The 23,303-nt window shown below is 62.4% G+C and carries 19 protein-coding genes; 10 read left to right on the top strand and 9 right to left on the bottom strand.

Annotated features, from left to right (window positions below):
• Window position 1: 1 nt before the first annotated feature.
• From V2B23_RS17330 to V2B23_RS17315, 4 genes are all read right to left on the bottom strand, one after another.
• Window positions 2-1,474, bottom strand: a complete 1,473-nt coding sequence (locus V2B23_RS17330) for a peptide MFS transporter (RefSeq protein ID WP_430951483.1) — start codon at window positions 1,472-1,474, stop codon at window positions 2-4.
• 57 nt (window positions 1,475-1,531) lie between these two features.
• The gene (locus tag V2B23_RS17325; protein WP_430951482.1) at window positions 1,532-1,909 is read right to left on the bottom strand and encodes a DUF3054 domain-containing protein; all 378 of its coding nucleotides are present in this window, start codon (window positions 1,907-1,909) and stop codon (window positions 1,532-1,534) included.
• Between the two features lie 72 nt (window positions 1,910-1,981).
• Window positions 1,982-2,536, bottom strand: a complete 555-nt coding sequence (locus tag V2B23_RS17320; RefSeq protein ID WP_430951481.1) for a YceI family protein — start codon at window positions 2,534-2,536, stop codon at window positions 1,982-1,984.
• A gap of 28 nt (window positions 2,537-2,564) precedes the next feature.
• Window positions 2,565-4,361: a 2-isopropylmalate synthase gene (locus V2B23_RS17315; RefSeq protein WP_430951480.1), complete on the bottom strand. Its 1,797-nt coding sequence runs from the start codon at window positions 4,359-4,361 to the stop codon at window positions 2,565-2,567.
• A gap of 165 nt (window positions 4,362-4,526) precedes the next feature.
• Here V2B23_RS17315 and V2B23_RS17310 point away from each other — a divergent pair, with 165 nt between their 5' ends.
• Window positions 4,527-5,207, top strand: coding sequence for a FadR/GntR family transcriptional regulator (locus V2B23_RS17310; protein ID WP_430951479.1), 681 nt, complete (start codon window positions 4,527-4,529; stop codon window positions 5,205-5,207).
• Here the strand turns inward: V2B23_RS17310 and V2B23_RS17305 are convergent.
• Together V2B23_RS17305 and V2B23_RS17300 are read right to left on the bottom strand one after the other, a co-directional pair.
• Window positions 5,204-6,310 (bottom strand): lysylphosphatidylglycerol synthase transmembrane domain-containing protein, encoded by a 1,107-nt coding sequence (locus V2B23_RS17305; RefSeq protein WP_430951478.1) that lies wholly within the window; start codon window positions 6,308-6,310, stop codon window positions 5,204-5,206. The two genes, V2B23_RS17310 and V2B23_RS17305, sit on opposite strands and share 4 nt — an antisense overlap.
• 9 nt (window positions 6,311-6,319) lie before the next feature.
• Window positions 6,320-7,798: an adenylate/guanylate cyclase domain-containing protein gene (locus V2B23_RS17300; RefSeq protein ID WP_138873406.1), complete on the bottom strand. Its 1,479-nt coding sequence runs from the start codon at window positions 7,796-7,798 to the stop codon at window positions 6,320-6,322.
• Between the two features lie 223 nt (window positions 7,799-8,021).
• Between V2B23_RS17300 and V2B23_RS17295 the strand changes: the two genes are divergently transcribed.
• The 5 genes from V2B23_RS17295 (at window position 8,022) to V2B23_RS17275 (ending at window position 13,807) form a co-directional block, all read left to right on the top strand.
• A complete protein-coding gene (locus V2B23_RS17295) occupies window positions 8,022-9,215 on the top strand; it encodes an AI-2E family transporter (protein ID WP_430951477.1) in 1,194 nt (397 codons plus the stop codon).
• The gene (macS, locus tag V2B23_RS17290; protein WP_430951476.1) at window positions 9,208-10,413 is read left to right on the top strand and encodes a MacS family sensor histidine kinase; all 1,206 of its coding nucleotides are present in this window, start codon (window positions 9,208-9,210) and stop codon (window positions 10,411-10,413) included. Before V2B23_RS17295 ends, macS begins: the two co-directional genes overlap by 8 nt.
• Before the next feature lie 46 nt (window positions 10,414-10,459).
• Window positions 10,460-11,092, top strand: coding sequence for a response regulator (locus V2B23_RS17285; RefSeq protein WP_045066679.1), 633 nt, complete (start codon window positions 10,460-10,462; stop codon window positions 11,090-11,092).
• A 37-nt stretch (window positions 11,093-11,129) separates the two neighbouring features.
• A complete protein-coding gene (locus V2B23_RS17280) occupies window positions 11,130-11,855 on the top strand; it encodes a DUF1707 SHOCT-like domain-containing protein (protein ID WP_430951475.1) in 726 nt (241 codons plus the stop codon).
• An 83-nt stretch (window positions 11,856-11,938) separates the two neighbouring features.
• On the top strand, window positions 11,939-13,807 hold the full coding sequence (locus V2B23_RS17275) for a DUF2339 domain-containing protein (RefSeq protein ID WP_430951474.1): 1,869 nt from the start codon (window positions 11,939-11,941) through the stop codon (window positions 13,805-13,807).
• Here the strand turns inward: V2B23_RS17275 and V2B23_RS17270 are convergent.
• The 3 genes from V2B23_RS17270 to trmB are packed head-to-tail and all read right to left on the bottom strand — an operon-like array spanning window position 13,782 to window position 18,122.
• Window positions 13,782-16,649: an MMPL family transporter gene (locus V2B23_RS17270; RefSeq protein ID WP_430951473.1), complete on the bottom strand. Its 2,868-nt coding sequence runs from the start codon at window positions 16,647-16,649 to the stop codon at window positions 13,782-13,784. The genes V2B23_RS17275 and V2B23_RS17270 overlap by 26 nt on opposite strands.
• Before the next feature lie 10 nt (window positions 16,650-16,659).
• Window positions 16,660-17,367 (bottom strand): NYN domain-containing protein, encoded by a 708-nt coding sequence (locus V2B23_RS17265; RefSeq protein ID WP_033231717.1) that lies wholly within the window; start codon window positions 17,365-17,367, stop codon window positions 16,660-16,662.
• Window positions 17,364-18,122, bottom strand: coding sequence for a tRNA (guanosine(46)-N7)-methyltransferase TrmB (gene trmB / locus V2B23_RS17260; protein WP_430951472.1), 759 nt, complete (start codon window positions 18,120-18,122; stop codon window positions 17,364-17,366). The genes V2B23_RS17265 and trmB overlap by 4 nt, the downstream gene beginning before the upstream one ends.
• A 172-nt stretch (window positions 18,123-18,294) precedes the next feature.
• Here trmB and V2B23_RS17255 point away from each other — a divergent pair, with 172 nt between their 5' ends.
• From V2B23_RS17255 to V2B23_RS17240, 4 genes are all read left to right on the top strand, one after another.
• Complete coding sequence (locus V2B23_RS17255; RefSeq protein WP_430951471.1) at window positions 18,295-19,239, top strand: hypothetical protein; 945 nt, start codon at window positions 18,295-18,297, stop codon at window positions 19,237-19,239.
• Window positions 19,236-20,591, top strand: a complete 1,356-nt coding sequence (locus V2B23_RS17250) for a hypothetical protein (protein ID WP_430951470.1) — start codon at window positions 19,236-19,238, stop codon at window positions 20,589-20,591. The genes V2B23_RS17255 and V2B23_RS17250 overlap by 4 nt, the downstream gene beginning before the upstream one ends.
• 122 nt (window positions 20,592-20,713) lie before the next feature.
• Window positions 20,714-21,079, top strand: coding sequence for a DUF6802 family protein (locus V2B23_RS17245; RefSeq protein WP_430951469.1), 366 nt, complete (start codon window positions 20,714-20,716; stop codon window positions 21,077-21,079).
• A gap of 353 nt (window positions 21,080-21,432) precedes the next feature.
• The gene (locus V2B23_RS17240; protein WP_430951468.1) at window positions 21,433-23,262 is read left to right on the top strand and encodes a phosphoenolpyruvate carboxykinase (GTP); all 1,830 of its coding nucleotides are present in this window, start codon (window positions 21,433-21,435) and stop codon (window positions 23,260-23,262) included.
• Window positions 23,263-23,303 lie beyond the last annotated feature (41 nt).

Below are 23,303 nucleotides of genomic sequence, written 5' to 3'. Positions count from 1 at the left end.
TTTACTGCACGCCCTGCATCAGCTTCTTGATCCACGGCGACGCTGCCGCCAGCACCACGCCGATTCCGATCGAAGAGAATCCGATGATCAGGAAGAACGGCTTGCTGTCGTCGATGTCGAAATGACCGGCAAGCGTTCCGGCCATCGACGATCCCAACGCGACGGACAGGAAGAACAACGCGACCATCTGCGTGTGGAAACGCTCCGGCGCAAGTTTGGTTGCGAGCGACAGGCCGACGGGGGAGAGGAACAGTTCCGCAAACGTGAACAGCAGAAGCACTCCCGCCAACCCGAGGAGCGGTGCACTGTTCGGACCGCCGCCGGTGATGGGAATGAAGGCGAGGAAAGCCAAGCCCATGATTCCGGTTCCGATCGCAAACTTGATGGGCGACGACGGCTGGCGTGGGCCGAGTTTGGTCCACATTGCCGCGAACACGCCCGCGAAAACGATGATGAACACGGGGTTGATGGACTGGACCCAGCTCGGCGGGAAGTCCCAGCCGAAGAGGTTGCGGTCCAATAGTTTGTCCGAGATCAGCGGAACCGTCGTGAACTGCTGCTGGAACAGTGACCAGAAGGCGGCGCTGGCGATGAACATCGGGATGAACGCAAACACGCGACTGCGTTCGACCTTCGTGATCTGCTTGCTGGTCAACATCAGAAGGAAATAGCCGACCGATGCGATGACGGTCAGTCCGACCACAACGTCGGACATGTTGTCCGCGGTGATCAAACCGGTGACCGATGCGATGGCGACCACAACGATTGCCGCAACACCGATTCCGATGTACAGGCTGCGCTTGTCCGCTGGGAGCGGGTTGCCGGGTGCAGCGCCGATTCCGTGAAGGTGCTTGCGGCCCAACGTGTACTGGATCAGGCCGAGCGCCATCCCGACGGCCGCAAGAGCAAATCCGGCATGGAATCCCCAGGCGTCCTGCACCGCGCCGGTCAGCAGCGGACCGACCAATCCGCCGATGTTGATGCCCATGTAGAAGATGGAGAAACCGGCGTCGCGACGCTCGTCCGTCGCCGAATACAGATCGCCGACCAACGACGTGGCGTTGGCTTTGAGGCCGCCGCTGCCGAAGGCCACCATGACAAGACCGATACCGACACCCCACAGACCGGGGAACACCGCCAACGCGATGTGGCCGGCCATGACCAGCGACGCACTGTAGAACAGTGTCCGTTCGGAACCGAGAAGGCGGTCGGCCACCCATGCGCCGAGGATCGTGGACAGATACACCGTGCCGCCGTACGCACCGACAATGCTCGTCGCGGCGGCCTGGCTGATACCCAGACCACCGTCGGCGACGGTGTAGTACAGGTAATAAATCAGGATGCCTTGCATCCCGTAGAAGGAGAACCTCTCCCACATTTCCACGCCGAACAGATTGGCCAATGCAAACGGTTGGCCGAAGAAGCCCTTGTCTTCCTTCTCGGTCCGTTCAGCAGGCTCCGTAGTGTTACTCATCCGAAAAGTGTCCTACTTCGTAGCGCAATTCGGGTAGTTCCGGACCGCTCGACACGGTTACGACCTGGCACGGATTTTTGCGATGACCGGAACGAGTGCGCGCCACCCGAGTAGGAAAGCGCCGAGGACAAGTGTGGCGACCACGATGAAACTGAACTGCGTACCTTGACCGCTGAGCACTCGCAGGACCATGCCGATGATGACGGTGGAGAGCCATACGACTATGCCGGTGGGGAGTAGGAGAACGGCGTCGAACTTGTCGCGGTACAGCGCGAACGTGGCAGACCATCCGATCACCAGGCCGGTCAGGAACGGCCAGGATGTCTTCGCCAGTCCGGCGAGCGCATTGGCTTCTTCGTGTGTACGGCGCCCTATCGCGCAGAAGACAATGACAAGAACGGCGTCGATCAGCAGGAATGGAGCGTACTTCTTCACCTGGTCACCATACGACTGTGCGCCTTTTCCGGTAGTTGGCACTACCGGAAAAGGCGCACAGGGGCGAAGCCCTTAAGCCTGCAGACCAGCCTCGATCTCGAGGGTGATGGTGATCTTGTCGCCGACAACTGCTCCGCCGCCTTCGAGGGGCATCTCGATGGAGATGTCGAAGTCCTTGCGGTTGATGACGGTAGTGGCTTCGAATCCGGCAACCGGGCCGTTGCCCATGCCGGGGTTGACGCCGTTGAACTCGAGGTTCATCTCGACCTCGCGGGTGACACCGTGGAGGGTGAAGTCGCCTGCAAGTACGAAGTCGCTGCCCTTGGCACGCACTGCGGTGGACTTGAAGGTAGCCGTCGGGTACTTCTCGACGTCGAAGAAGTCAGCGGACTTGATGTGGCCGTCACGCTGCTCGTTCTTGGTGTTGATGGAGTCGACCGAAATTTCGGCTTCGACGGACGGAGTGCCGTCCTCGGCAACCGTGATGGTGCCCGAGAACTCGTCGAAGGTGCCGCGAACCTTCGACACCATGAGGTGGCGAACCGAGAAGCCGACGGTCGAGTGGACCGTGTCGATAACCCAGGTTCCGGCGGTCAATGCGGGCAATGTGGTGGTAGCGGCGGTCATCGAAGCTCCTTGATAAGTAGTTGAATGTTCAATTGCTTGTAGGTTCAACTATGAACCCCCGAGAATCCTTCCGCAAGTTTGTGTGACTGTCATCACATACGTGGGACGCAGCCGCATAGACGGCATGAAGCGCCGACGCCGTGACGGACTGATGAACAGCCATTCCCCAGTGCTGGACCCCGTTGACCAGTGCTTCTGTGATGGTGACGGCTGAAGTTGCACTGGCAGGGGAATCGGAGTGGATGGGAAGTGAATGCTGAGTGAGGGATAGAACGTCGACTGCAGTGCCGGTCTCGGCCAGGATCCTGGCCAGTGCCTCGACGGGGCCGGACGCACTGGCCTGGGCGCTGATTTCCTTGCCGTCGCGATCCAGGACGACAAACAGATGATCACCATCGGAGCTGTGTTCCACCGAGTAGCGGCGCATTCCTCCGTTGTACCCGTACTCGCGCAGCAGGAGGTTCCACAGCTGGTCGGCGGTTATCTCGAGTCCGGAGCCGTCGGCTTCACGTTGAACGCGCGCCGCAAAATCGATCTGCAGGCGGCGGGGGAGTTCGACGCCGTATTCCGATGCCAACAGGTAGGAGACGCCTCCCTTGCCGGACTGGCTGTTCACCCGGATCACTGCCTGGTAGTCACGACCGACGTCAGCGGGGTCGATCGGCAGATACGGCACTTCCCATGGAGCCTGCGACGGATCGATGCCGAGGATATCGGCACGTTCGTAGTGATGTGCAAATCCCTTCTTGATCGCGTCCTGGTGGGTTCCCGAGAACGCGGTGTACACCAGATCGCCGCCGTACGGGTGGCGCTCGTGCACCGGAATTCTGTTGCAGTACTCCACTGTTCGACGGATTTCGTCGATGTCGGTGAAGTCGATTCTCGGATCGACGCCCTGTGCATGGAGATTGAGTCCGAGCGTCACCAGATCGACATTGCCGGTGCGCTCACCGTTGCCGAACAGGCAGCCTTCGACGCGCTGAGCGCCGGCGAGTACAGCCAGTTCGGCACAGGCCACTCCGGTGCCACGATCGTTGTGTGGATGTACGGACAGGATTACCGAGTCGCGGCGGGCGAGATTGTGGTGCATGTATTCGATCTGGTCCGCGTAGATGTTGGGAGTGGCGATTTCCACTGTGGCAGGGAGGTTGTGGATGACCGGGCGATCTGGGCTCGCGTCCCACAGTTCGCTGAGGCTGTTGCAGAGCTGCAGCGCGTAATCGGGTTCGGTCAGGTTGAAGACCTCGGGTGAGAACTCGAACCGCCATCCGTCGTGGCCGTCGCCGCCGCGAGCGACATCCTCGGCGGCACGAAAGATCATGTCGTGCAGTTCGTCTCGTTCCTTCCCTAGGACCACATCGCGCCAGGTGGGCGCGGTAGCGGTGTACATGTGAACTACCGCGTTCGGCAGTCCGGCGATGGATTGGTAGGTTCGCTCGATCAAATCTGTTCGGGCGGCGGTGAATACAACAATCGTGACATCGTCGGGAACCAGTTCGAGGTTCACCAGGTCTCGGACGAAGTCGAAATCGGTCTGGCTGGCGGACGGGTAGCCGACCTCGATTTCCTTGTAGCCGATCGACACCATCAGTTCGAACATCCGGCGCTTGCGGGCCGGGTCCATCGGTTCGGCGAGGGCCTGGTTGCCGTCGCGCAGATCGACAGGAACCCACAGCGGTGCTTCGGTGGTGCGATTGGCCGGCCAGGTTCGATCGAATGCCGGGATATCGACTCGATCCCACGCGGCGCGATAACGCGCGGACGGCATAGGGGAAGGTTTCTGGTTGTTCCAGGTGGTGCTCTGCTTGTTCCGTGTGGTGCTCATCGGGGGTTCTCCTGCGGGTCTTGGTGAGAGACCGGCCATGGGGGAACCCCGCGGAGGGGTGCCGGTCTTTTCAGGCCCCGCCGCGGCAGTCGAGAAGGAGTCCTCGGTAAGCCATGCGGGCTACACTAGAACGAAATCACTTATCAGACAACCTGAGGAGTTCCCGTGCCGCCGATGGTCGAACGTCGACTACTCACCGATCAAGCTGCTGAGCTCCTGCGGGCGCGCATCGTCGGTGGCGAATGGGCAGTCGGTGACAAACTTCCAGGTGAAACCACTCTGGCGGCGGAATTGGGTATCGGTCGTTCCACGATCCGCGAAGCCGTTCGCACCCTCGCCGGACTCGGAATGCTGGAATCGCGTCAGGGCGCCGGAGTGTTCTTGCGCAGCACAACGCCACCCGATCAGTGGCCTCGGGTTCTCGAATCCGAAGCCATCCTGCATGTCGTCGAAGTACGTAACGCCGTCGAGGTGGAGGCAGCTGGACTGGCAGCCAAGCGACGCGACGATACCGACATCGCAGAGCTCAGACGTGCGCTGGAGGGCAGGGCTGCGGCAGCGAATTCCGGTGACGCGGCCTTTGTCGACGCCGACATCGCAGTGCACCGCGCGGTAGTCGAGGCGGCGCACAATCCGGTTCTGTCGGAGTTGTTCGAAACGTTTGTCCCACGTCTGCGGACTGCGTTGATCGAGCTGATCGGCGTCCTCGATCTCAATCCGCACAGCCAACCCGACGCCGACGAACACCGAATGTTGGTGGACGCCATCGAAGCCGGAGACTCGGAGGCTGCCGTGCGAATCAGCCGTGCCCATCTAGACGACATGGCAGCAGCGCTGCGACGCTAAACGCCGGGTTGTTCGCCGCGTTCGAAGTCGATCGTCATGTCGGCGTCGTCGCGATGCGTCGCTCGGAACGAGATCAGGAAGACGGCCCACCCGACAATCGCTACGAGAACGAAACTCACCATTCGATAGACGAAGACCGACGCGAGCGCTTGTGCGCCGGTTGCCCCCGCGATGGTGAGCGCCGTGATCAGAGCTGCGTCCACGTATCCCAAACCGCCGGGCATCAGGGGAATGCTTCCGACCGCCTTGGCGGCGGTGAACGCGATCAGCAAGCCGGCAAACGAGGGGTGGGCCCCCACAGCCCAGCAGGCAAAGCCGAGACACGCGACGTCGGCGACACGATGGATCGCCGACCATCCGAAAGCGATGACGGTATCAGTGCGGCCGAGTTCCACGGCATCGAGTTGAGTGAGAATTTCGGACCAGCGTGACATTCCGCGCTCTGGATGATTATCGCGAAAGCTGTTGTACCGAGCGAGAACCCAGTGGCCGAGGCGTTCGAGGCTGCCGGGGTTCTGGGCAATATATCGCAAGCCGAGGAAGAGAAGCGCCACGCAGATCATCGAAATGGTCAATGTGACCGGACTGACCTTGGTGCCGAAAGCCAAAGCGCCGGTAACGCCGAGAAGCGCGAGAGTCGCGGCGGCGATGACACCGCACATTGCCAACTGCCATGACGCGACTACCGGCGTCGCGCCCCATTTCCGAGTCTGCTTGTACGTGAATGCGGTGGAGAACACCTGCCCCGCAGGCAATGTGAGTGCCATCGCGGTACTTGCGTAGATCACGGAGAGGTTTTTCAGGTGTCCGGCCACCACGCCGGCAGCATTGAGAAGCCGCCGTTGAACGGATGCGTATCCGCTGAGTGAGAGAGCCTGCGCGGCGATGCACGCCGCAACCCAGCCCCAGTGAATTTCCGTCAGAGCCTGCCAGGACTCGTTGAGTCTCGGCCACAGGATGGCTCCCTCGACGATCAGTAAGGCGATCAGCGCCAACCCGAGAACATACTTCAACCACCAGAAACGCCCACGAACCCGGCCGGGCCCGGCCACCGACGGCGGCGGCCGTCTCAGTCGCCACGGGGACTTTCCAGTCTGTGCCATCGATTCAGACTAACCAATCTGTTCTGGTTCGACCTCGGGATATTTCTGTGGCCAGGCTAGATGAGTGAGCCGCCTGCGCCCACGAAGTTGAACTTGCTCGCCCAGCTCCCACTCGGCCTGCTCTTCCTCGTCCGCAAAATACAGCGCACTAGTCGAGGCCAGGACTCTGCTGGGACGGAACTTCGCGAGCTCCGTCAAGCGCGAAGCCTCGTTCACCGGGTCACCGATCACGGTGTACTCGAAACGCTCCGCGGCACCGATATTTCCCGCGACCGCCAATCCGGCGCTCACACCGATACCGATGTCGAGGCCGGTGATCGCGTCGAGCTTGAACCGCAACTCGCGCGCAGCAGCCAGCGCAGCCGTCGGTGCGTCGGGTCGATCGAGGGGTGCACCAAAAATTGCGAGCGCCGCATCGCCCATGAACTTGTTGACAAAGCCGTGGTGACGGTCGATCACGTCCACGACAATTCGGAAGAATTCGTTGAGCAATTCGACGACCTCGCCAGGCGGACGTTCAGCCGCAGCGCCCGTCGACCCGACCATGTCCACGAACAGAACCGCGACGAAGCGTGTTTCACCGCCCAGTTCCGTACCGAACTGCAATGCGCGTCGAGCCACGTCCTCGCCGACATGTTGGCCGAACAACTGGCGCAGCAGACGACGCTCGTCCGACTCCTTCATCATGCGGTTGAACCCGACCTGCAGACGCCCGATCTCACTGCCGTCGAATACCTCGACACGAACGTCCGTCGCACCGCGCTGGACCCGCTCGATGGCGCGTCGAAGTTGGCGGATGGGATCGGAGATCTGGCTGGCCGTCAGCATCGACAGCGCAAACGCCTGCACGATCGCCATGATCGAGATCAACAAGATCGCCCACGCCAACGAGTTGGGTGAGAACTCGAGATCAGTGGTGAGTTGGGTGGCGCACAGCAAGATGATGCCGGCGACGGGCATGAGCGTGCCCAATCCCCACGTCATCGCCAACCGGGTGCCGACGCCCGGCGCCATGGTCCGATCGAACTCGCCCTCGCTCAGCGCCAGCGCAGCGACGGGACGCAGGATCCGCTCACCGAGCATGTACGTGAACCCGAACGTCGTGGTCGCGGCCATGCAGACGGTGACAATCACTGCGATAGCCAACCCGGGCATCTCGTTGATCGTCAGAATGACGAAGATGATGCCGCCGAGGAACCAGAGAACAAGGTGGACGATGGCTTGGCGCAGCGGCGCATGCAGCGCTGCCATCTGTTCACTGCGCGTCGGCGGACCGCCGCGCAATCTCCACCGGATGACCTTGCGGAGCATCATGGCTGCCGCCGTCAGGCTGACAACACCGGCAAACGCGAGGTAGATGCCGAACACCGCGAAGTTCCGGACATGATCGGCAACGATCGCGTCGGATTCCTCGATGGGGACGCCGTACCGCACAAAGGCAAAGACCAGCACCGCGCCGATCAGGTTGGCCGCGAGCATCGAAACCATATAGATGGGCCATCGACTGCGGATCGTCACCGCTATCGCTCTGTATGAAGCCCGCACAGCGTTCAATTTAGCTGGCCAGGGTCGAAGTACTGGTATGCGCGTCCCATTTGTGTCTGCCCACGGTTGTCGGCTCAGGCGGTTAGGCTCCCGAAGAGAACGCAGGATAAGGGGAATGCGGAGGGGATTCGGCCATGAACGAGTTCGAGAATGAGTTCGAGCGGGAATGAACAAGCCCATCACGTCCGACGCGAAGTCGGTTCATCCCGGCGTTCGGATCGCAGCCGAGTGGTCGTGGCGCCTCATCGTGATCTTTGCCGGCTTGGCGGTCCTCGGATACGTCGTGCTGCGGCTCGAGACCGTGCTGATTCCCGTCGGCTTGGCGCTCCTGGCGTCGGCGCTGCTCATTCCGTTCGTGGATCGGATGCAATCGTGGGGCGTGCCGCGATCAGCTGCCGTTGTAGTGGTGTTGCTCGGTGCCCTCGGCATCGTCGCCGGAATCATGACGTTTGTGGTCGAGCAGTTCATCGACGGTCTTCCAGAGCTCACCGATCAATTTGCTGCCAGCGTCACACAAATCCAGAACTGGTTGACCAGCGGTCCGTTGCATTTCAGTGAGGACCAGATCCGGCAAGCGGGCGATTCCGTCGTCAAATCGGTGCAGTCCAATCGCGAAGAACTGACCAGTGGCGCGCTGACCACCGCGGCGGTTGTCACCGAGATCTTCACCGGCGCGCTGTTGACCTTCTTCACGCTGATCTTCTTCCTGTACGGCGGAGACCAGATCTGGGAGTTCGTCACCCGGATCGTTCCGCGCGATTCACGGCGTCGGATCCGGATCGCGGGCGCTGCCGGCTTCGGTTCACTGATCGGATACGTGCGCGCGACGGTCGCCGTCGCCGCAGCGGACGCCATCGGAATCGGCGCGGGCCTCGCGATTCTTGGTGTCCCGTTGGCGTTGCCCTTGGCATCGCTGGTGTTCATCGGCGCATTCATCCCGATCGTCGGTGCTTTTCTCACGGGTTTTCTCGCTGTACTCGTCGCCCTGGTCACCAAGGGATTCCTGACCGCCCTGATCGTGCTCGGCATCATCATCGGCGTCATGCAGCTCGAAGCACACGTCATGCAGCCGTTGTTGCTCGGCCGCGCCGTCAGGCTCCACCCACTGGCAGTGGTTCTCGCGATCACCGCGGGCATCGTTCTTGCCGGGATAGTCGGCGGTCTCCTTGCGGTACCGATCGTCGCGGTCCTCAATACGGCAATCCGCTCACTGCTCGCCGACGATCCCGACGCCGTGTACGCGCAACTGCTCGTCGAAGATCCGGAGACACCGCTCTATCCTGCGGAACCTGACGAACCACGAACCGAACCGCGCATCGAAAATCCGATCCCACCCGACCAGGCCTCGCGCGATGACTGACCCGACCCGCCGACGCCGATTGCACTACCGGCCCACCGTCCGCGAAGCGTCCGGAATAGACACCGACCCTGACGCACCGCTGTGGCGGGCCGCGCAGGCATTTCGACTGGTCACGCTGGTCTACGCGATCAGCTACCAGTTCGCTTCGGCGTCGGACTACACAAACGCACGGCTGAGTTGGTTCTTCGTCGCGCTCATGGCGGTGTGGTCCGGTGCCTCCGCAGTCATGCTGGCCGCCGAAACGGTCCCACGAAAGTACGTCGTGCTGGCAGATCAGCTGATCGTCATCGCGCTCATGGCGTCGACGAGGCTTGTGTCAGACCACGAGTGGTACCAGAATCACCAGACCCTGCCGACGACGCTGTGGGCCACCAACGCCGTCATCTCGGCAGCGATCCTCGGTGGGCCGTGGCTTGGAATCGCGTCAGGCGTTGTCATCTCCTCGGCCAGCGCGATCATCCGGGACCAGATCAATCTTGATCTCTGGCGCGACGCCACAGCCCCAGTCCTCGTATCGGTCGGCCTGGCACTCGGCCTCGCCACCACCACCGCACGGCGCGCACATCGCCAACTCGAACAAGCCGTGCGCCTCGCCGCAGCCACCGAAGAACGCGAAAGACTCGCCCGTGAAGTACACGACGGAGTTCTCCAAGTTCTTGCGATGGTCCGCAGACGAGGCGCAGCGCTCGGCGGTGAAGCCGCAGAACTCGCAGAACTGGCCGGAGAGCAGGAAGTGGCACTGCGCATGCTCATCTCCGAGCAGGGCTCCGGCGCAACAGCCGACACCGGCGGTCAGAGCGTCGATCTGTGCCCACTGCTCACCACCGGGGCGAGTGCGACGGTATCCGTCTCGACACCCGCCGACCCTGTGATCCTCGAGCGCGACCGCGCCATCGAACTGGCGGCGATCGTCGACAACGCCCTGTCCAACGCGGCCCTCCACGCCGGGCCGGGCGCCAAGGTGTTCGTACTGCTCGAAGACTTACCGGGCGAGGTTATCGTCAGCATTCGCGACGACGGAGTCGGTATCCCCGACGGCCGGTTGGCCGAAGCCGAAGCCGAAGGCCGCATGGGAGTATCGAAGTCCATTCTCGGACGCGTCGCGCTGCTCGGTGGTACCGCGAGCCTGCATACCGGACCGGGGGAGGGCACAGAATGGGAAATCACGGTGCCGAAGGAAAGTAGTGGAAGTGACTGAGCAACAAGGTGTGACCGGGCAACAAGGTGTGACCGGGGTGTCCGTCATGGTGGTCGACGATCACCCGATGTGGCGAGACGGAGTGTCCCGCGACCTCGAAGCAGCCGGATTCATCGTCGCAGCCACCGCAGACGGCGTCGAGCGTGCCCGAAACCGCGCTGCCGCAGTGACACCGGACGTTGTTCTCATGGACATGCACCTCCCCGACGGAAACGGCGCCGACGCAACCGCAGCCGTGCTCGAAGTCTCGCCCCACAGCAAGATCCTTGTGCTGTCGGCGTCGTCGGAACGCGACGACGTACTGGACGCGATCAAGGCGGGAGCGTCCGGTTACCTGGTCAAGAGTGCTTCCGTCGACGAACTCCTGGGAGCCGTACGCGCAACCTACGACGGACAAGCCGTCTTCACCCCTGGCCTCGCCGGACTGGTACTCGGTGAGTACCGACGCATGTCCACAGCCCCCGCCGACGACCGTGCGCCCGAGGTCCCCAAGCTCACCGAACGGGAGACCGAAGTGCTGCGACTGGTCGCGAAAGGACTCAGCGCCAAGCAGATTGCGACCAGGCTCTCGCTGAGCCACCGGACCGTCGAAAACCACGTACAAGCCACGCTGCGCAAACTTCAATTGGCCAACCGTGTCGAGTTGACGCGTTACGCAATCGAGCAGGGCCTGGATTGATACCGGGAAGTCTCGATTAACGCTTATCCTGGAAACCATGGAGGCCAGGAATCTACGCGTATCGGATGCAGAACGAGAGCACGTCGGCGAATTGCTGCAGAAAGCCGTCGGGCAGGGGATGCTCTCACTCGGTGAGTTCACCGAACGTATGGACACCGCGCTGGCTGCAAAGACCAGGGGCGAACTCAACGTCGTACTTGCCGATCTCCCGGGCATCACCTTGATCTCGGACTACGAACCTCCCGCGTATCCCACGTCGGCAGGCCAGCCCGGCTATCAGTATCCCGCACCGGGGTACCAGCAGCCGCCGGTTCATCAGCAGATTCAGTACCCGCAGCCGCAGCCCTATGCCGGACAGAGTGGGGATCCCGCGGCCGGTGCCTACGGCGCAGCCAATGCCGCGATCATCCGCGGACGGATGTCGACAGTGACGCGCAACGGCGCGTGGATTGTTCCGCCGGCCGTTGTGATCGATACTCGAATGTCCAGTGTCACCGTCGATTTCACGCGTGCTGTCATGCAAACGCAGATCGTGCACGTCTCGATCAACGACTATGCAAGCTCGATCTCGCTGATCGTCCCCGAAGAGGCCACGGTGGACATGAATGACATCGAAGCCATTGGTGGCAGCGCTTCCAACAAGGTGCGGTCAGGGCCACAGATGGGTCCCCTTCACGTTGTGGTGCACGGCAAGGTGCGCTTCGGCAGCGTCACCGCAAAGCACCCCTTCGGGACCACCTTCCGCAAATTCCTGGGGTCCTAGATCGCGGTCCTCACCGAAAGCCCCTATGCCGGTCGAGTAGTACTACTCATTCAATCGAGGGCGCACTGGAGCAGGCTCGGTGTATGACCACACCAAGTTCTCCTGCCGTCGATCCGCGACTGGTGACCGCTCTGTCGGACGAATGCGAAAGCATCGGACGGCAGTTGCGCCACATGGGGCAGAACCTGTCGATTCTGCAGACGCAGCTGACCACGATGCGGCCTGCAGCGCCGGCCGCGGCGCCCGTTCAGGTTCCCGCGTACGTTCCCCAACCGGCTCCGCAGCACGTTGCCCCGCAACCGCAGCCGCAGTACCTGCGTCCGCAAAGTCCGCCGATGCAACCGAGTCCACCCAAGCAGCCCACTGTGCCGTGGTGGCAACGTGACGGCATGATCAGCCGACTCCTCGCGATTGCCGGGGTGGCAGTCACCTTGATCGGTGTTGTCATGCTGTTGGTTCTGGCAGCCCAGGCCGGTTTCTTCGGACCACCGCTTCGCGTGATCGGCGGAGCAGCCCTGTCCGGTGCGTTGATCTTCGCCGGGTTCCGGGTGTACGGACGCCCGGGCGGCAGGGTGGGAGCAATCGCGCTGGCGGCCACCGGATTTGCCGGTCTGTACCTCGACGTGATGGCAGCGTCGGTCCTGTACGGCTGGATCGTCTCGCCGGTGTCGATGGTGATTGCCTTCGGTATCGCTGCTGCCGGAGTCTCGGTCGCGGTCAGGTGGAACTCCGAGCCTCTTGCACTGCTGATCGTGCTCGGCGCCGCATTGGCGGCTCCCGCTTTGGCCGGCGCACTGACGTTGTCGCTCATCGGTTTTCTTGTTGCTCTCCAAGTGGCAGGGTTCTCCGCTCAACTCGGTCGCGACTGGAAATATCTCGGCATGGCTCGGACAGCGCCGGTTGCGTTCGTATTGGTCGCAGCAATCATCGCAGTGTCCCTCTTCGATGGAATGCAGGTTGATTCATCGGCATTGACGATCAGTGCTGTTGTTGTCTCCCTGATCGGACTGGGCACAGCAGTTGCCTTGCAGTGGAAGGAATCACCGTCGCGTGACGGTGTTGCGGGCGCCTGGTCGAGTGCAACGTTCATTGTCGCAACGCTCCCACTGCTGGGAGTGAACGTACTCCTCGGTGATCAGGTGGCCGCCCTGCTCTACGGCGTCATGGCTCTGGTGTTCCTGTCCGGTGCTGCGGTCGGCACGGATTTGTCGACTCACCTGCGCATGAGCGTCGCCGGTACCGGCGCTGTGGCTCTGCTGCTGTGCTGTGTTGCCGGATCGCCGCAGTCGTTGACTGCTGCTGTTCTGCTCGCCGTCGCCACCGTCTTCATCGTGGTTGCAGGTTCGACCGGATCACGTTTCGTCTGTGCGCTCGGATCCGTCTTTGCCGCAATCGGATTGATCGGATTCCTGGAATCCGCATCGCCGTCCATGTTGATGACTTCCCGTGCCGCGTCTGCCCATCTCGATGCGCTGACGGCACTCACGAGCCTGACTGCGATCGGCGTGCTCGTGGCATTCGTGTGGGTCATGAGGCGATTGACAGTGGTCTCGGAGAACAACATCGCCGTCGCCTGGGCCATCAGCGGTATGGGTATTCTCTACGCCGCTACCTGCGCACTGGTTGCTTCGGGCATCGAGATATGGGGCGGCACAACAGGATTTGTGTTCGGCCACAGTGCAGCAACGGTGGTGTGGATGTTGGCCGCCACATCCGCACTCGTATTCGGACTCAACAACCGTGAGTACGCACACACGATGCTGGGAACCGGCCTGACGTTGACCTGCGCAGCGCTGGCAAAACTCTTCCTGTTCGATCTGGCCACACTGAGCGGGCTGGTTCGCGGTATCGCGTTCCTGGTGGTCGGGCTACTGCTCCTCCTTGTCGGGACGCGTTATGCACGCGCCTTCGGCAAGGCGGACCAGATCAACTCCGCTTCTGCCGCGCGATGAGCTCGCTGACGCTCACGGCATTACCGTCGTCGGGGCGGTGGCGTCCGCTGGCTGCGTTGCCGGAGGACGGACCGTTGGGCGTGGATTCGGACGCCGCGCCGTTGGTGGCTGCGCCGTTACTGCCTGCGCCGTTGGTCGCTGCACCGTTGGTTGAAGCACCATTGGTGCCGGCACCGTTGGTTGAAGCACCGTTTGTGGCCGCACCGTTTGCTGCTGCACCGTTGGTCGGTGCCGAAGTGTGGACGGCGGGCAATGGCCTCGATGCAGGCTGCGCCTCACCCGGGGTGCGCAGGTCCGACAACCAGCTTTCGATCGGTCGTTCGGTGGGAGCCGGTGTAGCGGGGGAGGTGCGGCGAGCGGTCGGAGCCGGTGTCGGTGTTGCCGTTGGTTCCGGCTTGGCCGCCTTGTACGTCGGGTTGGGGACCGGTGCTTCGATCAGATCCTGCGGCGCACCGGCCGGTCGGTCGGTACTGCGCCGGCGGGGTGTCTCACCGGGCGCGTACGTCTTGGGCGTTGGCGCCTTGACCGACATCTCGCTGAGGGGGATGGGCTCGGTGAGGGGATCGGGTTCGCGCTTGCCCCCGACCGGTGCAGAGGGCGGGAGTACCCGCGACGGCATCGCAGCTTTTGCCTGCGCCGGTCCGGCGATCGCGCCGACGGGCGTTAGCTCTGGGACGTTGACGAGTGCAAGTTCGTTGTCGAGGATCGGCTCGCCCAGGCCGATCTTCTCCTGGATTCGTTTCATCCAGGCCGGAGCCCACCAGCAGTCGTCGCCGAGCAGTTTCATCGTGGCGGGCACGAGGAACATGCGGATGAGGGTGGCGTCGATGACCAGGGCCGCGATCATGCCGTACGAGATGTACTTCATCATCACCAGTTCGGACAGGCCGAACGCGCCGGTCACCACGATGAGGATCAACGCCGCCGCGGTGATGATACGGCCGGTGTGCGCTGTTCCGATGCGGATGGATTCGGTGGTGCTCGCGCCCTGGGCGCGCGCTTCCACCATTCGTGAGAGCAGGAAGACTTCGTAGTCGGTGGAAAGCCCGTAGACGATTGCGATGATCAGCACCAGAACTGGCGACATGATCGGGCCGGGTGTGAAGTTGAGCAGTTCGCTGCCGTGGCCGTCGATGAAGATCCACGTCAAGATGCCCAGCGTCGAACCCAGTCCGAGAGCGCTCATCAGAGCTGCCTTGATCGGCAGGACCAACGATCCGAAGGTCAGGAACATGAGCAGTGTGGTCAGCAAAATGACCGTGACGACCATCAGCGGTAGACGGTCGAGTAGAGCGTCGACGCTGTCCTGCTCGATGGCGGGGGTGCCGCCGACAAGGACTGTCGTGCCTTCCGGCCAGTCCGCGGCGCGGAGGTAGTCGATGGTGGGGCGAGCTTCGTTGCGCTCGGTCAGGCCGGCTTTGAGGACGTTGACGCCGTCCTTGGTAGCCACTTCGGGGGTGAACTTCTCGACCAGGCCCGGTGCGTTGTTGGCGGTCTTCGCGATCTGGCCGAGAGCGGTGTTGTCTGCGCCCTGGATGACCAGACGGACAGGTTCGGTGCGGTTGCCCGGGAAGAGTTCGTCGAACTCGGCCTGAGCTACGCGCGTGGGGCTGTCGGGCGGCAGGTACGTCTCGTTGATGCCACCGAACTTGATACCGGTGAGCGGAATGATCATGAGGAGCAGTGCGGCAACGATCGGAACAGCGACCTTGAGCGGATGCCGCATCACGAACCTGGTGAGGTTGCCCCAGAAGCCGTTCTCGATTTCCTCGTTGGTCTTGGTCTGGCGAAGCCTCTTGAAGGTCAACGCATCGATCCGCTTGCCGAGGATTCCGAGGATGGCAGGCAGGATCGTGACGGACGAAATGGCCGCAAGCATGACAGCCGCGATTGCGCCGTACGCGACGGATTTCAGGAAGCCCTGGGGGAACAGCAGAAGGCCGCCGAGGCTGACGGCAACCATTGTCGCCGAGAACATGACAGTTCGGCCGGCGGTCATGACCGTTCTGCGGACCGCCGTCGGCGTCTCGTGCCCTTCGGCGATTTCTTCACGGAAACGACTGACGATGAACAGTCCGTAGTCGATGGCCAGACCCAGCCCGACCAGGGACACCACCGGCGCGACAAACGCGTTGACTTCGGTGAAATTGGTGATCAGGCGGATGATGCCGTTGGCGCCGATGACGGTCAGGCCGCCCACGATCAGGGGCAGTGCAGCAGCGACGACGCCACCGAACACGAAGAAGAGCAGCACACCGACAGCTGGAATTGCGAGCATTTCCATGCGCTTGATGTCGTTGGCCATCGTGTCGTTCAACGAGTTCGCGACCGGCTGCAGGCCGGCCAACTGCACGTTGACGCCGTCGATGTAGAACTCGCTCTCGACATCGCGGAAGTTGTTGGACACCGCGGTGTCGTTGTCGCCGGCAATGGCCACGCTGGCAACGGCATGTTGCTTTGTCGGGTCCGCCAAGGCGGCGACGGAAAGTCCGTCGCCGACCTTGAAGTAGGAACCGTTGATCTTCATGATCTGATCCGGATTGTCCGAGACCAGTCGTTGCAGGCTGTCGATGACCTTCGCTTGGAACTCGGGGTCGTCGACGGTTTTTCCTTCGGGCGCTGTGTACAGCGCCAGAACGTCGCCGGCGGTGCTACGTCCGAACGTGCCGTCGGCGAGCTTTGCAGCCTCGACCGATTGTGACCCCGGATCGTCCCAGCCGCTCTGGCTGAGATGGTCCTGCAGGCTCATGCCGTACGCGGCAAGCCCGAGGAGTCCCGCCACCATGACAGCGATGACGGTGAAGCGGGCACGATAGACGATGCTTCCCCAGCTGGCGAACACTGATCAACTCCTACTCGGCAACACTTTTTCGCCCGATGAGCAGGGCGGAAAGCGGTCGGAACGGCTGCAACCAGGCGCCCTCGTCGGGCAAAGTATCCAGGCTTACCCGCGGCAGAGGCTCGCGGAAGACACCGGGAATGTCCTCGAGATCGACGAAGTCCAGGATGTCGGACGACACAGCCCAGCTGGCGTGCTCGCGGAATCCGAGTACCTGAACCGGAATGCCGGTCGCTGCGATGTCTTCCAACGGTTCGCGGAATGCTTGACCGTCGGCGGACGCGACCATGATTCCGGCCAGTCCCTCGCCGTACCGCAGAGCGATGTGCTCGAGCATGTCTGAATCGACATCGCTGTCCTCATCGACCTTCGGCTTGGCGAACACCGCAAAACCCACGTTACGCAACGCTTCGACCCAGGGGCGCACAACGTCGGCGCTGCCCGTGGCGATGTTGGTGAAGACCGTTGCTTCGGGTTCGAGGTTGCCGGATTCACGCGCGGAGAGTTCAGCGGTCCGTGACAGCAACCAACGTCCGAGTGCGTCGAATCGTGGCCGGTAGGCAGCGGTAGGTCGGCCGCCGAGGATGGCGCCGAGGCCCATGTCCAGGTTGGGGGCATCCCACACCAGGAGAACCCGCTTGGGGTGGCGGGAGTCACGACCGAGGTCGAGGGGAGATCCTGACGACTCGAGGTCGTCGGATAGCTGTTCGCTGACGCTCATGCTCTGATCTTCCCCCATATAAGCTCGGTAATTGCACTTCCGACCTTATGGGCCTTGTCTTCGAACTTCGTGACGGGGCGCTCGTGAGTCATCGGGGATTCCCAGTCGAGAGCGGTCAAGAGCGGTTCGTCGTTTCCGGTTTCCTCGATCCACTCCGCGTATTCAGCGTGGTCGGTGGCGACGTGGAGGACTCCGCCGGGCTTGAGGCGATTGGCGATCAACGAGAACGTCGGGGACTGCAACAGGCGACGCTTGTGATGGCGAGCCTTGGGCCACGGATCCGGGAAGAACACCCGAACACCCGTCAGTGACTCCGGGGCAACCATGTTCTCGAGTACGTCCATCGCGTCACCGCGCAGAACGCGGACGTTCGGGATCTCTTCGCGTTCGACCTGCTGGAGGAGTTGCGCGAGCCCGGGACGGTAGACCTCGATGGCGATGAGATTGACGTGTGGTTCGGCTTTGGCCATCGCAGCGGTCGCGGTTCCGGTGCCCGATCCGATCTCGATGATCAGTGGGGCATCGCGTCCGAACCAGGTGGTCGCGTCGAGGGGAGTGTCGGACACATCGGCACCGATAAGCGGCCACTGGCGGTCCCAGGACTTCTGCTGTGCGTCGGTCAGCGCACCCCTGCGCGAACGGAAACTTGTCACGCGCGGATGGAGACGGGAACCCTTGGAGTCTTCCGTCTCGCCCGCGTTCGGGGTTGGCAGTGCGTGCTGATCGGCTTCGTTCACGCGTCCATTGTCACGCATGACTGCCGTATAGCGCAGACGGGTCTGAAGTTCGAGTTGAGACTTTCTGGGAAAAATCCGGAGAACGGCCCGCGAAAACGGACAGCTGAACGAGAGATGACCTGCCGGGAACAGCCGTGTCGTCGTAAACCTGACAGAATCTGCCCAGCACGAGGGGGAACGTGGGGTGGGGATGAACACAGGGGAAAATGTGAAGATGTGGGCTCGAATTGTGCCCGCAGTCTCACTCGATGACGCTTGCGCGCCGCCGATGGACGAGTTACGACGGCTTGCATACCGGTTGATGTCGATCGATCAGCACGCCGCGGAGGCGGTGCATTCGATAGTCGGATCGCTGACCGCGCCGTTGCAGGTACTGGTTGCCGGTCGTAGCGGAGTCGGCCGCTCTACGGTGACCACGTTGCTCGAGAGTGATGTCTTCGCGAGCCGCCGCGTCGGCGGAGCGCCGGTGATTCCGACGGAGGCGAGGGCGTTCGACGTGCCCGGCGCGATCGATCCGGATCTGAGCAGTCACTGCGTGGTGGTCGTCGTGGTCGACGCACTCCGAGACGCAGATCGACGCGCGGTCGGCCGAGTGTCCGATCACTGCATTGCCGTTCTGAACAAAGCCGACCACATCGGTGACGGGTGGGAGGATGCGCTCACGCGTGCCGCCGAGATTTCCGGAGAGCTCTCCGCCGTCACAGTTCCTCTGGTCGCGTCGACCGGACAAGGTCGAGAGGCGTTCTTCGGTGAGTTGTCACCGTTACTCGAGATGTGGTGGTGGAGCAGAGTCGACGGAATTCGATCGATACTGGAGCGCGTTGCTGCCGGCGCCGAGGCGGAGGAGGTCGCCGGTGCCCGGGATGAGGTCGAACAGTATCTACGGACCGATTCCGGTCTGATCTTTGCCGCGACGGGTGCGCTGGTGCGTCCGGAACTGCGTGGGTTCGTGGCAAGCGCACCACCTGCGCCCACAACGGTCGAGGAAGCACGCAGATGCGCTCAGTGGTGGGGCGGGCCTACGCAACGTGAACATCCCGCCTGGGCCGACGCGATATCGCTGATCCACCGGGCGTACGTCAGGCGGTGGGTGCTTCTCGGTGGCGAGCGAGAGCGGTCGGAGGTGAGCGCGTGAGTGATGTGGCTTCGGTTCTGCCCGCGGCGATCCATCCTGTGGTTCGGAGATGGAACCCAGCTGGACTCTCCGGTGATGTCGATGTGGCGTGGGCTGATGAATCATCAAGTAATGCAAGTATTTTCGTTCTGGGTCTGCCGCGATGTGGTCGGGAAGACGTTGAAAAGCTCTTGAGCGTGGCGGGCGGATACACGAGCGTCGATCAGGCGAGCGACGCGATCATCGCGCTGCTGGTGGTCGACGCGGCAAGCGTGATCGGGCGGGAAGAGTTGGAACTGCTCGACGAGTCCGGCGTTGGCGGCTTGCCGTTCGTGGTTGTGATGACCAAGACGGAAGTGAGCCAGGACTGGGAATCGGTTCGCGACCGTGATCGGCGCATTCTTGCAGATCACAGTGATATTTACAGTGGGGCGGCAATCATCGTCCTGTCCGAAGGTGGCGGTATCGCACCGTTGTTCCGCGTCGTCGACGCAGTTCGTCGACGTGCCGTATCGCAGCCTGGCGGCGGTGTGATCGCGGAAACCCGACGGATGATCGACCTCGAGATCCGTAACCTGCGTGAGAGCGATCCCGGTGCCGAACTTCGCGCGGAGCGCAGTGAGTTACTCACCGACCGTGACGGTCGACGTAGTGAACGACTTGCTCAGATGAGGACCAGGCTCCAGCGAGCGCGAGCGGAGCTTTCGCAGCAGATCGCGGACACCACTCGAACGACAGTGGCGTCGGCGCGCCTGTGGATCGACGAGTCCACCCGAAGTGAACTCGACAGTTTACCGGCACGGCTGCAACACGAAGTCGAGAGCAACACAGTGGCTTTCGACGCTGCGATCGCCACAGCGGTCGGAATCGGCGAAACGGGTGGAAGCGTCGCGCTCCCACATTTTCCCGGCGATCCGGCAATACGGCCGCGTAGTAACGAAGAGCGCATCACCGTGTTGATCGGTGCGTCGGCGGGGCTCGGCTTGGGGCGGATCGCGGTCATTCCGCTGGAGATGGTGCCGGCCCTGGACATTGCGAGTATTCCGGTAACTCTGGTGCTGGGCGCAACTGCGGCGTGGTGGTTGAGCCGCACGAGAGGCGTTGCGGCAGATCGGGCGCACGCTCGTGCGTGGCTGGCGGAAACGATGGCCACTGTCAGAGCGCAATGGGAGCAGCGCGTGCTGAACCGGCTCCTTGACGCAGAAGTGGATCTCGGCAGCGCGATCCTGGCCGAGAGCCGAGAGCTGGTTGCGTCGGCGCAAGCGCGAATTGCGGAGATCGATGTCGAGCTCCGAGCACTGGGACAGGCACGTTCCGGACAATTGGCCGCCTGTGAACGTGACCTGGCAATTCTGAACGGTGCCGGGGCCTGAACGAGTTGTCCACAGGCTCGGATTTTTGTCGGTGAATGTCGACGGAAATCTGGTAGTACTGATGCATCTCGGTAGGGGTTGCCGGGAGAAGACACCAGCAAGATCAAGCACAGGGGGAAGTAATGGACGGATTTCTGATCACCGCCGACGTCGTCGACATGGGGCGGTTCGACGTGCCGGCAGATCAACTACCGGCAGAGGGCATCGACCCGGCAACCTTCGGGCCGGGTGCGGGGACTGTCGACGTCGGTGATCTGACGACGACATTCGACGCATTCGATCTCGATGGCGACGGGATCGTCGACAGTCGCGTCGTGGCGCCTGACAACGATGCCGCTGCCATCATCGTGGTGTCGGATTTCGATCGTGACGGCGCTGCCGACCGCGTGACGATGGTGGAGTCGGACGGAGACTTCGCGGCGTGGGAATGCCACCGAGACACGCACGGTGCATTGGTGTGGGACCGCATCGATTCTGGCACTGTGTGACACACAAAATCTGGCACTGTGTGACACCGAAAAGAGGCACTGAGTGACGTGCCTAGAGGACTGTTCGCCTTGCGATCCGGGACCGTTTGCCTCTATTCGAAGCCGGGTACGCGGTGTGGATACACCATCTGAATCGTTTCTGTGACATTTCTGACCGCACCCGATTACCTGCAGGTGAACAGCCAGCGTTAACCTCAATACATAGGACACCCGGCGTCCGTGAAATCCACGTGAGTGGATGACGCGGCTGGACCCCGTCGAGAGGGGGACACCGGGATCGACTGGTATCGGGGCGCTGCAGTTCGCATCCGGTGTCACGAGAACCCGGTTCCGGCTCACCCCAGGAGAGTTTGATGACCTCAGCGACCATTCCCGGTCTCAACGGAACTGACGGCACGCCCCCCACGCAGCACAAGGAACTGCTTGCATGGGTGCAAGAGGTTGCCGAACTCACCCAGCCCGCTCGCGTCGTCTTTGCGGACGGCTCGGACGAAGAGTGGGACCGGCTGACCAACAAGCTGGTCGAGGCAGGCACGTTCACGCGCCTCAACGACGAGAAGAAGCCGAACTCGTTCCTCGGTAATTCCGATCCTTCCGATGTGGCTCGCGTCGAATCGCGCACCTACATCTGCTCGAAGGAAGAAATCGACGCAGGCCCCACCAACAACTGGATGGACCCGTCGGAGATGCGCACCCTCATGGGTGACCTGTACCGCGGTTCCATGCGCGGACGCACCATGTACGTCGTGCCGTTCTGCATGGGTCCCCTCGACGCCGAGGATCCGAAGCTGGGTGTCGAGCTCACGGACTCCGAGTACGTCGTCGTCTCCATGCGCGTCATGACCCGCATGGGCAGCAAGGTTCTCGACAAGCTCGGCACCGACGGATTCTTCGTCAAGGCGCTGCACTCGTTGGGCGCTCCGCTCGCCGACGGCGAAGCCGATGTCGCGTGGCCGTGCAACGACACCAAGTACATCACTCACTTCCCCGAGGATCGTGAGATCTGGAGCTTCGGTTCCGGCTACGGCGGAAACGCTCTCCTCGGCAAGAAGTGCTACTCGCTGCGTATCGCTTCGGCAATGGCGCACGACGAGGGCTGGCTGGCCGAGCACATGCTCATCCTCAAGCTGATCTCCCCCGAGGACAAGGCCTACTACATCGCGGCGGCATTCCCGTCTGCGTGTGGCAAGACCAACCTCGCGATGATCCAGCCGACCATCCCCGGATGGCGCGCCGAGACCCTCGGTGACGACATTGCATGGATGCGTTTCGGTGACGACGGACAGCTGTACGCCGTCAACCCCGAATTCGGTTTCTTCGGCGTGGCACCGGGCACCAACTGGTCCTCGAACCCCAACGCGATGCGCACCATCGACCAGGGCAACACCGTGTTCACCAACGTTGCACTGACCGACGACGGCGACGTCTGGTGGGAAGGCCTCGAAGGCGACCCGCAGCACCTGATCGACTGGAAGGGCAACGAGTGGACGCCTGAATCCGGTACGCAGGCCGCTCACCCCAACTCGCGTTACTGCACCCCGATGTCGCAGTGCCCGATCATGGCTCCCGAGTGGGACGACCCGAAGGGCGTGCCGATCTCGGCAATCCTGTTCGGTGGACGTCGTAAGACGACGGTTCCGCTGGTCACCGAGGCCCGCGACTGGCAGCACGGCGTCTTCATGGGTGCCACGGTCGGCTCTGAGCAGACCGCAGCAGCCGAAGGCCAGGTCGGTACGGTTCGCCGCGACCCGATGGCAATGCTTCCGTTCCTCGGCTACAACGTGGGCGACTACTTCCAGCACTGGATCGACCTCGGCAAGTCTGCCGACGAGTCCAAGCTGCCCAAGGTCTTCTACGTGAACTGGTTCCGCCGCGGCGACGACGGACGCTTCCTGTGGCCAGGCTTCGGCGAGAACTCTCGCGTCCTGAAGTGGATCGTCGAGCGTATCGAGCACAAGGCTGCCGGTATCGACACCCCGATCGGCGTCGTTCCCACGGGTTCGGCTCTCGACATCGACGGCTTGGACGTGTCGGACGCCGACATCACCGAGGCCCTCGCTGTGAACATCGACGAGTGGAAGGCCGAGATCCCGCTGATCGAGGAGTGGTTCGACTTCGTCGGCGAGAAGCTGCCCACCGGCATCCGTGACGAGTTCGAAGCTCTGAAGCAGCGCCTGGGCTGAGTCCCTCGCGATTCTGTACTGCGTAACCCGAATGCCGCATC

The organism is Rhodococcus sp. 24CO (assembly GCF_050586165.1).
Taxonomy (GTDB): domain Bacteria; phylum Actinomycetota; class Actinomycetes; order Mycobacteriales; family Mycobacteriaceae; genus Rhodococcus_F.
The sequence above is the reverse complement of the archived record's forward strand: the minus strand, read 5'-3'. Positions and strand labels throughout refer to the sequence as shown.